General features: G+C 32.7%; 12 protein-coding genes. 11 read left to right on the top strand and 1 reads right to left on the bottom strand.

Features of this window, described 5'->3' with window-relative positions; translation table 11 throughout:
- Positions 1–103: 103 nt before the first annotated feature.
- From ESU54_RS16340 to ESU54_RS16300, 9 genes are all read left to right on the top strand, one after another.
- A complete protein-coding gene (locus ESU54_RS16340) occupies positions 104–1,132 on the top strand; it encodes an RHS repeat domain-containing protein (RefSeq protein WP_146744006.1) in 1,029 nt (342 codons plus the stop codon).
- A complete protein-coding gene (locus tag ESU54_RS16335; protein ID WP_111844869.1) occupies positions 1,116–1,550 on the top strand; it encodes a hypothetical protein in 435 nt (144 codons plus the stop codon). The genes ESU54_RS16340 and ESU54_RS16335 overlap by 17 nt, the downstream gene beginning before the upstream one ends.
- A gap of 347 nt (positions 1,551–1,897) precedes the next feature.
- Complete coding sequence (locus ESU54_RS16330; RefSeq protein ID WP_111844870.1) at positions 1,898–2,929, top strand: phosphodiester glycosidase family protein; 1,032 nt, start codon at positions 1,898–1,900, stop codon at positions 2,927–2,929.
- Positions 2,930–2,931: 2 nt separating this feature from the next.
- The gene (locus tag ESU54_RS16325; protein WP_111844871.1) at positions 2,932–3,447 is read left to right on the top strand and encodes a hypothetical protein; all 516 of its coding nucleotides are present in this window, start codon (positions 2,932–2,934) and stop codon (positions 3,445–3,447) included.
- A gap of 205 nt (positions 3,448–3,652) precedes the next feature.
- Complete coding sequence (locus ESU54_RS16320; protein WP_111844872.1) at positions 3,653–4,660, top strand: RHS repeat domain-containing protein; 1,008 nt, start codon at positions 3,653–3,655, stop codon at positions 4,658–4,660.
- Positions 4,660–5,088 (top strand): hypothetical protein, encoded by a 429-nt coding sequence (locus tag ESU54_RS16315; protein ID WP_111844873.1) that lies wholly within the window; start codon positions 4,660–4,662, stop codon positions 5,086–5,088. Before ESU54_RS16320 ends, ESU54_RS16315 begins: the two co-directional genes overlap by 1 nt.
- Before the next feature lie 72 nt (positions 5,089–5,160).
- Positions 5,161–6,168: an RHS repeat-associated core domain-containing protein gene (locus tag ESU54_RS16310; protein WP_111844874.1), complete on the top strand. Its 1,008-nt coding sequence runs from the start codon at positions 5,161–5,163 to the stop codon at positions 6,166–6,168.
- The gene (locus tag ESU54_RS16305; protein ID WP_146744007.1) at positions 6,161–6,688 is read left to right on the top strand and encodes a hypothetical protein; all 528 of its coding nucleotides are present in this window, start codon (positions 6,161–6,163) and stop codon (positions 6,686–6,688) included. The genes ESU54_RS16310 and ESU54_RS16305 overlap by 8 nt, the downstream gene beginning before the upstream one ends.
- 809 nt (positions 6,689–7,497) lie before the next feature.
- The gene (locus ESU54_RS16300) at positions 7,498–8,502 is read left to right on the top strand and encodes an RHS repeat-associated core domain-containing protein (protein ID WP_111844876.1); all 1,005 of its coding nucleotides are present in this window, start codon (positions 7,498–7,500) and stop codon (positions 8,500–8,502) included.
- A 389-nt stretch (positions 8,503–8,891) separates the two neighbouring features.
- Here the strand turns inward: ESU54_RS16300 and ESU54_RS16295 are convergent, their stop codons facing one another.
- Complete coding sequence (locus tag ESU54_RS16295) at positions 8,892–9,416, bottom strand: RNA 2'-phosphotransferase (protein WP_111844878.1); 525 nt, start codon at positions 9,414–9,416, stop codon at positions 8,892–8,894.
- Positions 9,417–9,642: 226 nt separating this feature from the next.
- Between ESU54_RS16295 and ESU54_RS16290 the strand changes: the two genes are divergently transcribed.
- Together ESU54_RS16290 and ESU54_RS16285 are read left to right on the top strand one after the other, a co-directional pair.
- Positions 9,643–10,698, top strand: coding sequence for an RHS repeat domain-containing protein (locus tag ESU54_RS16290; protein WP_111844879.1), 1,056 nt, complete (start codon positions 9,643–9,645; stop codon positions 10,696–10,698).
- Between the two features lie 20 nt (positions 10,699–10,718).
- Positions 10,719–11,030 (top strand): hypothetical protein, encoded by a 312-nt coding sequence (locus ESU54_RS16285; RefSeq protein ID WP_111844880.1) that lies wholly within the window; start codon positions 10,719–10,721, stop codon positions 11,028–11,030.
- Positions 11,031–11,048: the final 18 nt, after the last annotated feature.

Genomic DNA, 11,048 nt, shown 5'->3' with positions numbered 1-11,048 from the left:
AGTTCTATTTTTAGACCATTAAACCTATTAATGACTCGAAAAGGTTCTTTTTTTGGTTTATAAAAAGGTCAAAAGTTCTTTTAAATAGTGAATTGAGTGAATATTGAATTACTATCCCTTCGGCATGCTTATGCCCGGGCGGCATGCGAACACTTCGAATTACCGCTACGGGTTTCAGGGGCAGGAGATGGACGATGAGATTAAAGGGGAGGGAAACTCTATCAACTACAAATACAGAATGCATGATCCTCGGGTGGGTAGGTTTTTTGCTGTGGATCCATTAGCTCATGATTATCCTTGGCTTTCGACGTATCAATTTAGTGGAAATCGTGTTATTGATGCTGTTGAATTGGAAGGATTAGAAACATATCTAATTCATGGCACAATTGGTTTTTCATCAGATCCAAATTATGATCCCAGCGGATATTTTAGCACACTTTATTCAGACTTTGGAAGGGAACGAACAGGTCTGCAAGATGTATATACCCAAAATTGGGGTGGAGCCTTTAATCCATATTCCCGAAAACGAGGCGGAAGGGAATTGGCAGAATTAATAATTGGAACTAATAAGTTTGAAGAAGGAGCGAATGTATTTAGCCCATTAAAACCAAAACCTATCTTAATGATTGGACATAGTCATGGCGGCAATGTTGGGATTGAGGCCGCCAATTTATTAGTAGATCATTATATATCTGAACTTGATAAAGGTAATATTAGTGAAATACCTAGAATAGATCTGATTATTATCAATACACCCGTTCAAGAGATCGTCGCTTATGATGAAGAAAGTGGAGGAATGAAAGATTATAGTGTTCATTCGCTATCAGAAAATGCACGAAAATATGTAAATTTCATCCAAGTAGATTCAAAATTTGATATTGTGTCCGGAGCAGACTCTCATCAATTGAACGAATTTTATAATGGTGCTTTTCAAATAGAATATAACGATACCTCAGACGAATTCTGGACTAAGCTTGGTAATCATACAGGTAATATGGATGAAAATGCAAAAAAAATAATTCCGAAACTAAAATCAGCTTTTCAGACCTTGAAAGCTACAAAAGAAATAGAAAATATTAGTAAGGAAAATCAACCACAACCCATAAAAGAAGAAAATGATGGGAAGGGCTAAAATAATATTTATTTGTATTTCTTTAGTTATTTTCGCAAGTACCATTGGATGTTCTGAACAGAGTAATACAGAAATAAATAGTACTTGGGATAAGCTTCCAATAGAAGTTCGGCAAGAATTTTACAGAATGCTTAAAGATACATCTGACGAATTTATACGTTGTAAAAATCTTAACAAAGGAGAATGTGATATAAAATCTGTATGGTATAAAAGAGGATCTTTGAATTTTAAAAATGGTAAAATAGAAATTACAAAAGATGTTACAGAAACGAGCCTTCGATTCTTTATATTTTATGGAGATACGCTATATATGCCTATAAAAAAATCTTCCTACCTTAAAAAGATGGGTAATTCTTTGGAAAAAATAATAAAATTGGATACACTGGAATTTAAAAAAATAATTAACAAGCACAAATAAGGGCATATTTTGGCGGATATTATTAACTAATGATCTCTTCAACCCTTGGAACATTATAAAAGGTTTAAGCACGTGTGCTTTCTTTTTTACAAACCTTCAGTTTATAAGCCTTGACAAGAATATCAAGAAGATAAAATGGAAGGCTCTTGTCTTCTCAAGCAGTTATTCAATATCATAGTAAAACATAAAATTACATTGTCATGGGTAAAGAGTTTTTATTTTAAAGCTTCAAGGTCACAAGATCAATATAAATATGGGAGTGATATAAAAATATAATCAGTTGTGTCAAATTCAAAAATCTTATTTTTAACCCACGTTCTTTCACATAAATATGCTATCCCTTCGGCATGTTACAGCCGGGGCGGCATGCGAACACATCTGGCTATCGTTATGGATTCCAAGGACAGGAGATGGATGACGAGATAAAAGGAGAGGGAAATTCCATTAATTATAAATTTAGAATGCACGACCCAAGGATAGGAAGGTTCTTTGCGGTTGATCCATTAGCCAGTAGGTTCTCATTTAATAGTCCTTATGCTTTTAGTGAAAATGTGGTTATCACAGCAGTCGAACTTGAAGGGCTTGAAGCTGAAATAAAGAAGATGACAGAAGGAGTATATTTAATAAAATTACAAAATGTAGATTGGAAATTTGTTATTAGAAATTCAGATGAAAGTTTAACAGATGCGATGAAATATATAGATACTAAAAAACAAGATTTTGCAATCAACACACAACTTTTTGATAGAAAAGTGTCTCATGCCAATTATCTTGCATCTTGGTTTCCACGCGATAATACCTTATTCCCTGGTCAAGGATATAATATCGAAAATGGTAAAATCTTATCCGGAAGGTCTTCTACAGGTACCTTTTACTTTGCTGGAGATCCGGCTGAAAGTTGTTCTTGGTTTACTGGAATGGGTGACCCTCCTGCTGATAGTCAATTTGCTATTGGAGGTGGTATTCCCTTAATTGTAGATGGTCTCAAATATGGTGAAACAAATATCTATTCAAATGGGGCTCCAAAAGGATTGGCGGCAAAAGGAGAAGTTAGCGAGGAAAATAAACAATATTTACTTCAAAAAAGCAGTAGCGGATTTAGTAACCAAAATAATAAAACTGTTGGAAAAACTATTTTAGGTTATAATTCAAATACAGGAAACTGGGCGATTGTATCTCAACAAGATGGCTCAATAGGATATACATTAGATGAAATTAGAGATGCGATGGCTAGTATGGGATATAACAATGTCCTGAGTTTTGATGGTTCAAATTCTGCAACATTGTTGATTGATTCAGAAGAAGTAACATCTCCTCATACTATTAAAGATAATACCATGCCAGCAGGAGTTAATTTATCAGTTCCAATAGAAGAATAAAAATGATGAAAAAATTTTTATTATTAGTTTGGTTTACGCTTGTTTGTTTTTCGTTTTTAGGATATGGGAAATTGGGCAAGATCTTTTACACTTCTGAAAGTGCCGAATATTTAACAGATGTTTCAAACATAAATTTTATTTACTGTAGTGCAGGGTTGATAGGTTTTATACTAGTCATTCTGTTTGCTAAAAGAAAATTATTGAAATACACTTTACTTCTGTCATTTTTTTCTATTTGGCTGCTGTCAACTAGAAAGATTGCAATAAGTTCATTTTACGATGGAAGATTGGGCATAGGGTGGAATTGTTTTTTAACTGAAGAATTTTTTTTATGTTATGAAAAATCGGATTGTGAAACTACATTAGCTTATAATACAACTATAGAAAAATTAGCTTTATGGCAAATTAAAATTAAAAATAAAGAACTAAGTAAAACCATATTTATAGGTCCCCTAGTATGGGCTGAAGTTATTGATGTTTTAGAAAAAAATATAGGTAATGGAACATATACAAAGTAAAATTAATCTACTTTAACGAGTAGCATTTTAGTCGTTTAGACCGGTACATTTTATCTAAAAACTGTTTAAACTTCGTTTAGGTAAGAATGGTTTCCATAACTTTAAGGATTAAAAATTTATCTTCCTTGTTCTTAGTAAATATTTCTGCTTAAAAAAATCTATCTTTAGCATAAGTTCTTTCACATAAAAATCCTATCCCTTCGGCATGTTGCAGCCGGGGCGGCATGCGAACACTTCTGATTACCGTTATGGGTTTCAAGGACAGGAGATGGATGATGAGATTAAAGGAGAGGGGAATAGTTTGAATTATACATACAGGATGCACGACCCGAGGGTGGGGAGATTCTTTGCGGTTGATCCGTTAGAGCGGAAATTCCCATTTTATTCACCCTACCAATTCAGTTCGAATAGTCCTATTTTTGATATTGAACTTGAAGGATTAGAATCTCGAACTTTATTAAACGATTCTGAAAAAGCAGAGTTTATAAAGGAAAATGGACCAGTTAAAGTTTGGCTTGTGGATAGAATGATAGATTTTCTTGATCTTACATTTAATGCAAATGAGATGTTAAATGGTCGTCCTCCACAGAAATATCCTGCCCTTAATAAGGATTATATTGAGAGAGCTTGGGAAGGAGAGAAATCTGTCATGTTGCTTACCTTGGAGGTCTACGGTATTAATTCAATGACACGAGGTAATATTAATTCCTCTCGAAGTTATAATTCAAAACCTCAGTTTTATGTTCCCACCAAAGCTGAAGTTGAAGCTTTAGCAATACGTCAGAATTCTACAACAAAAGTTTTCGTTAGACAAGTAATGGAAGGAGCGGATGATTGGGGTATGTTGATTACAAGTGATGGTCAATCATTAGGAACTGCTCAGGTATATCAAGGTGTTTTAGAATTGCATGTAGAAGTTCCAGCGGCTATGCGAAGACAGGGTTTATTGACTAAGTCAATTAAAGAAGCTATTACGAAATGGGATCCTATTGAAATTAAAGGTGTTTGGCAGAGGAACTTCAATAATACAAATGAATCTTCTACTAATTATATAAAATATAAGGAAGCATTAAAAAGCATGTCTCCAAGTAAAGCAGTTTTTGAAACTCCAACAGGTAAGGCTGCTAAAGAGGCAGGTTTTGGTGGAGAACCTATAATTCAAGAGGTGGGAGAAGATATTCATGTAATATTTACTAAAAAATCAGGGGGATAATGTACTATTTTTATTCAAATTTTTCGCAGAAATATTGTTCGTTTAGTGACAATAATGCCTCACTTTTAACCATTTTCGCAGTACTAGAAGAGTTGAATATTGATTATTCAACTCTTAAGAACAAGAAAAAAATTTTAATTTCTAACCCCAGGCAATTAAATGACATTAGAAAAAAATTTAAGGGATTATTGCTTCAAAATTTCCCCAAAAGATATATAAGTAAAGGAGTTATTTTTGATTTTAAGGAAATTGAAGTTGAGAGTCTGAAAATAATATTGAATATTCGAAATAATGTCGATAATTTAATTTATATTTTTTATTGTTTAATAGAAATTATTAAAAACTGCATAGAAATGAATGATCAATTAAAAATTGAATATGTGAGCAAAAATGATTTAGTTCCAGAAGATATTTTAAAAAAAATGTAAAATCATTTCGCTAATTGACAAAATAATTTTCTTAATCTAAGTTCTTTCACATAAATAAGCCATCCCTTCGGAATGCTTATGCCCGGGCGCCACGCCAACACCGCGGACTACCGTTATGGCTTCCAGGGGCAGGAGATGGATGATGAGATCAAGGGAGAAGGAAATTCCCTAAACTATACCTTTAGGATGCACGACCCGAGGGTGGGGAGGTTTTTTGCGGTGGATCCCTTAACAAAAAAATATCCTGATTATTCTCCATATAGTTTTGGTGGCAACAAGGTCATAGCCTATACTGAACTAGAAGGGGAAGAGGAAGTGTCTTATGTAGAAAAACTTGATTACAATGGTGATGCTTTTGATTATTTAATTGCTGTTCCAAATGCGGCTATAACAATAAATAATTCTGTGAATGTTATTTGGAACAGTGGGGTCGCAACAGTCAAGAAGATTTACCACGATGGGATTTTTGGTTATGGGAAAGCTGTTGCACAAGAAGCTGTAGCTACTGGAGAGGGTATTACTGATTCTACAAAAAAACTGTACGACTATACCGTAAACACACCTGCCAAACAACAATTGAAGAATTTAGGAGATAAAGTTTCCAGTCCTGAATTTTTTGAAGGCAGTTTAGCCTTTATAGCAGAAGCTTATGTGGGATCCAAATTTATCGGCCCAGAATTGCCAGTTAAGAACAAATCACCTAAGATTTCTTCAGTTGATGACATCCCTCAGATTATTAAAAATAAGTCTTCTGGTGATGTAGCCCGAGATAACATCGCTAAGAGATTTCCTGGAGCTAGAAAGGAGGTAACTGCAAATACTACAGATGGAATAAGATATATTGATGTTTTAACGTCAGAAGGTATTGCTATTGAATCTAAAGTTGGGAGAACAAGTTTAACCAAATCTATTAGAAGGCAACTTGACAAAGATGTAGAATTACTCAATGATCCTACTTCTGGTGTCAATTCTGTAAGATGGGAATTTAGCAGAAGCAGTACTACTGGAGAAATAGGTCCAACAGCCCCATTAAAAGCAGAATTAGAGAAAAATGGAATTGAAATTATCATTAATGAATAAGAAAAATTATATAATATTTGACCCTCAGGTAAATTCTCCGCTACATCTATTAGATAAAAAAGAGGCGAAAGAACATTTTCAACTTTTCATTTCTAATATTGATGAAAGAATAAAAATCTTGCAAGATTTGGTAAGTTTTTCAAATATCGAACTAGATTTAAGTTTAATATCCATTGAAAAATTGGATAATTGGTTTGTGCAATGTGTTAAGGAAAATGTTGTAAATGGAAAACCTGATTCCTTTATATTTTCCATTTGCAATGACTTGGCAATGTATTTTGGTAGAGTTGTCATAAGTAAATGTGAAAATGTATTTTGGAAATTAAATACTATTAGACCTTCTGATATTTCTTATAACAGACCTGTACTATCTGGATTTAATGTAAAAAATAAAAATTATTATGTTGACTTTGATCTTGTACTAGGCCAATATGCTCATCGTATAGCTAGGGAGAAAATAGAAGAAAACTTGTTAGTTAAAATGGTTGATTCTGCTATAAATAAATGTCATACTGGCTAAATATAATAAAGAAACAAAAGTGAAGGCTGATGGTATACTAATAATTGGATTAGGCTTTAGTCTAAAAAAGATATTTTGATAAGAATGTTGGATTTTCGGTATTTTGTCATCCTTTAGCGCGGGGGTAAGAACAAAATGCCTTAAACCACATCCTTAGATTATTATGGATAAAATAATTAAAAAAATTAAAAAGAGAGGATGTAACATAAAAAGGATGTGAAACTTTCCAAATAGAGGAAATCGAAAAGATTTATAGTGTTCAATTGTCAGAGAATTATAAGGTTTTTTAGGATAGATAATGGAAGTTTTATAAGAGGAGAAGATTATTTTTACAATAGAATTTTTGAATGAAAGGGATATGCTTCAGAACTGTTAAAAGAGGACAAAAGAGAATTTAAATTATAAGATAGTCATTTTGTTTTCTATAGCCATCAAGGGTATATTTTTGTATATTATGATACTTCGAAAAACAATAGTGATTCTTCAATTGATCATTATTTTGAATAAGTTATGATTCCGAGTAAAAAAATATGACAGCCTAAAATCTTTTTTTAAGGTAAGATTAGAAAAATAAATTCTTCATCAATTTTGATGTTAGAAAAAAACAAAGACGATTCTTCGGGAGGGTTTTTTTACCCCCTAAAGTGAAGCCACATTTTTATTGAAAGAGTCCTTAAACTTCTTTTTGGTCAGCATCGTATCGATGATTTTAAGGATGGTGGATTTATCTTCCTCCCTAAAACATTTTTTCTTTGTAAAATCTTATCTTTAGCCGAAGTTCTTTTACATAAAAATCCTATCCCTTCGGCATGCTGCTGCCCGGGCGGCATGCGAACACTTCTGATTACCGATACGGATTTCAGGGGCAGGAGATGGACGATGAAATTAAAGGAGAGGGAAATTCTCTGAACTATACCTTTAGGATGCACGACCCAAGGGTGGGTAGGTTCTTTGCTGTTGACCCTTTGACCAAAAAATACCCGCAATATTCACCATATAGTTTTTCAGGAAATAAAGTTATTGCATTTAGTGAACTTGAAGGGTTAGAAGAGACCCTTTCTACTATGGCACAATATGGTGATCAGAAAAGTTTCTTACAAGGAAAGATTACTGCTGAGGAATTAAAGGAAAGAGATAATGCACGTGCTTTCGGAACTATTATCGGGCTTGTAGGATTAATAGATGTTCATGTGACTAAAGGTTGGATGACAAGAGTAATAATGGGATCTGGGCTTCTTGAATCTCTAAATGAAAGTGAAAGAGGATATGAGGAACAAAGAAATGGTAATCAATTCGAAGCGCAAAAGCGATTCAAAAATGCCGGAGAAGCAAATAAAATTGTGGTTTTAGGATTACTGGGAGATGGCATAATTTATACCATTGGAAAAGTATCAAGAACTTTATCAGTTATAAAAAATCTTGAAGGTGCAAAATTTGCTCAAAAAACAATAAGGTCTGATGAAATTTTTTCTGTGGAAGGTCAACAAATATATTCTGCTAAAGCTAGTGCTGAGATAAAAGAAGTAAATGATCTCGTAGAAGCTTTAACAGGTCAAAAAATTTCTCCAAAAGATATACCATTGGATTATGTTATGAAAAATGGAGAAAAGGTAATTTTAAACAGTAGAACTTCTGTTGCTTTAGAAAGAGCTGGAATACCAATGAAAGATTGGTATGGAGTTAATAGAACAAATCAAACGGCCTATACAACAGCAGAAGAGGGAGCGGTAACATTTGATGAATTAGCAAAAAGACAGCTCAAGGGAGAAGCACCTTCTTCAACAACTCCTATTAATACTAAATCAAAAGAATAATAAAATGAAATGTAGTTCTCCTATTATAATTTTTAACACGGATCTTTTTTTTCCTTCGCATGGTGAGAATAAAATAGATTTATCGTATAATGATGGTAATTTGAATGTTAATATATATTATGATTCGAAAGAAAGTAATGAGGAATGCACTATAAATTTTTTATTTAAACATACATGTTTCCATAGACTTACAAATTTTCCAGGTGTGAGTGATTCATTAATTAATTTCGAAAAATATGAAAAAATAGATTCTTTAATTGAATTTAAGAATTCTGATTATAAACTTCAATGGGAAAAGCATTTTAATAATCTTTTTAAGTTTCGACATTTTAGAATTTTTTTTATCAATGCAAACCACTACCTTGAGGTAATTAGTGCGGATTTGATAATTAAGAAATAAAGCCTGCAGGAACAAAGTCAGTAAGCCAGACACCATTTTTCGAAAGATAAAATAGGTATCCTTCTTGATACATATTTAGAGTATTTACTTTAAGAATTATTGGCTTTCCATAACGTATACCAACATTTCTAGCGGTTTCTATATCATCACTTAAATGAACATAGTTTCTGCCTTGCTTAAGCAATCCTTTTACAAGAATTGAATCTATGTTTTTTTCTGCTGTACCGTGAAACAAAAACTTAGGTGGAATTACTGGATCAAGCTTTAAATCAACGTCGATAGAATGTCCTTGATTCGCTCTTATCTTCTTGAAATCATCAGAGAATGCGAAACGTTTTTTTTCATTGGTTTTAACGACCTCTTTTAAATCTTCAAAGCCAATAACCATTTTCTGTAATAGCTCATCTACATTAGCCCAACCATCATTATCTAAAACTAAATCTATTTCTTCGGGCTTATGCCTTAAAATCAAGCTCAAAAACTTACTGGTTTTGTTTTTTTCTTTAGGAGTCATTCTATCTTAGATTTTACACAAAGAAATAAAAATTCCGAGTAAAGAAAAGTTATTTACTAAGTTATTCTGTCCAAAACTATTCTACTCATTTTATCAACCTTGATTTACCTAAAAATCCCTACTATCGAGTTTATTTTGAAAAATAAGTCTTGTCAATTAAGAATTTTTATTTCAAAATTCTATCTTTAACCTTCGTTCTTTCACATAAAAATGCTATCCCTTCGGCATGCTTATGCCCGGACGCCATGCGAACACCGGAGATTATAGGTATGGCTTCCAGGGACAGGAGATGGATGATGTGATAAAGGGAGAAGGGAACTCACTGAATTACAAGTTTAGAATGCACGACCCAAGAGTGGGTAGATTTTTTACAACAGACCCATTAGAACCACGTTATCCGATGTTGACTCCTTATCAATTTGGTGCCAACACACCGATAATGGCGGTGGAATTAGAAGGACTTGAATCGAGTGATGACCCAAATTTAACTCAACAACCTTTAGATGGAAGTCAATCTGTGGAATTTGTTTCAATACCAGAGGGAGGTATTCCTCTAGAAGAGGTGACAATTTTTGCTGTAAAACGTGTTATATCTAATTATGATACTAGACAAGAAGATCAAAAACATTGGACATCAGAAGTAAATCAGAACGATGTTTCTATGACTTTTGAGCAATGGAAAGTAGTTTATGGAAGTCCAGGAGAAGATTATCAAACTGCTAAAAGTAGATACCAAAATGAAAATGGGTCATTTTGGAAATCAAAGAATAATGAATGGGATAAAAAAGCAAAGGAGGAAGTCTTAACACAAAAACTATGGTTTTTTACAGGCGCATTTAGCAGTATTGGACAAGTAGTTGCTCCAAGTGGGTTTGGAGGCCCAATAAATGGAATAAACTACAAAGGACCTACTCCCAGACAGTTTAGTCTTCAAAATGCTGTAATAAGAAATCTTTCGAATAGTTCTGATGAAATTACCTTGTTCAGAAATTTTGGCCCGAATGAGTATGCCTCTTTTAGAGCAAATGGCAATAAATTTTCTTTAAAATCAGAAGGATTTGGAAGAAAGCAATTTTGGCTTGAACAGGAAGGATTAGATTTTTGGAGAAGTAACCCTACATTTTCAAAAGAATTTACTATAAAAATTAGAGTGCCAAAATCTTTATTAAAATACGAAAGGACACTTGACGGCTACAGGGCAATAGATGTAGGCAAAACAGAATTACCATTGTTGAATCAAAATTTTAAAATAGATTGGATTGAAATTAGACCTGGAGGTTAACTTCTTATTATATAAATTAAATGATGGAAAAAACAAAAATTACAAAATATCCCTTTGAATTTTATTTCTATAACAAATATGCCTTTAACTTTGAAAAATATTTCGATAATAAAGACAGGATAACTATTTGGAGCGAAACAAATGAAAAATTTGCCTTTCCTGCTGAATTTTCTAATTATAAAGTTTTAGATGATAAAATATTGGGAACTTTAATTTTACTAACTAAAGAGGATAGAAATTTATATGATATTGAAAATAGAAAATATTTTATGAATCATCCTGATAATTTAGTTGGACATTTAATTCTTTTAGATAAAAATAGAGAAATATAATTTAATTTTTTATTTGTT

It is taken from the genome of Aequorivita antarctica (assembly GCF_007997155.1).
Classification (GTDB): Bacteria; Bacteroidota; Bacteroidia; order Flavobacteriales; family Flavobacteriaceae; genus Aequorivita; species Aequorivita antarctica.
This window is presented reverse-complemented; position numbering and strand designations above follow the sequence as displayed.

Coding starts and splice junctions, on each gene's coding strand:
- ESU54_RS16325 (WP_111844871.1), top strand. CDS start 2,932: ATGATGAAAAAATTTTTATTATTAGTTTGGTTTACGCTTGTTTGTTTT.
- ESU54_RS16335 (WP_111844869.1), top strand. CDS start 1,116: ATGATGGGAAGGGCTAAAATAATATTTATTTGTATTTCTTTAGTTATT.
- ESU54_RS16305 (WP_146744007.1), top strand. CDS start 6,161: ATGAATAAGAAAAATTATATAATATTTGACCCTCAGGTAAATTCTCCG.
- ESU54_RS16330 (WP_111844870.1), top strand. CDS start 1,898: ATGTTACAGCCGGGGCGGCATGCGAACACATCTGGCTATCGTTATGGA.
- ESU54_RS16310 (WP_111844874.1), top strand. CDS start 5,161: ATGCTTATGCCCGGGCGCCACGCCAACACCGCGGACTACCGTTATGGC.
- ESU54_RS16290 (WP_111844879.1), top strand. CDS start 9,643: ATGCTTATGCCCGGACGCCATGCGAACACCGGAGATTATAGGTATGGC.
- ESU54_RS16285 (WP_111844880.1), top strand. CDS start 10,719: ATGATGGAAAAAACAAAAATTACAAAATATCCCTTTGAATTTTATTTC.
- ESU54_RS16315 (WP_111844873.1), top strand. CDS start 4,660: ATGTACTATTTTTATTCAAATTTTTCGCAGAAATATTGTTCGTTTAGT.
- ESU54_RS16295 (WP_111844878.1), bottom strand. CDS start 9,416: ATGACTCCTAAAGAAAAAAACAAAACCAGTAAGTTTTTGAGCTTGATT.
- ESU54_RS16320 (WP_111844872.1), top strand. CDS start 3,653: ATGTTGCAGCCGGGGCGGCATGCGAACACTTCTGATTACCGTTATGGG.
- ESU54_RS16300 (WP_111844876.1), top strand. CDS start 7,498: ATGCTGCTGCCCGGGCGGCATGCGAACACTTCTGATTACCGATACGGA.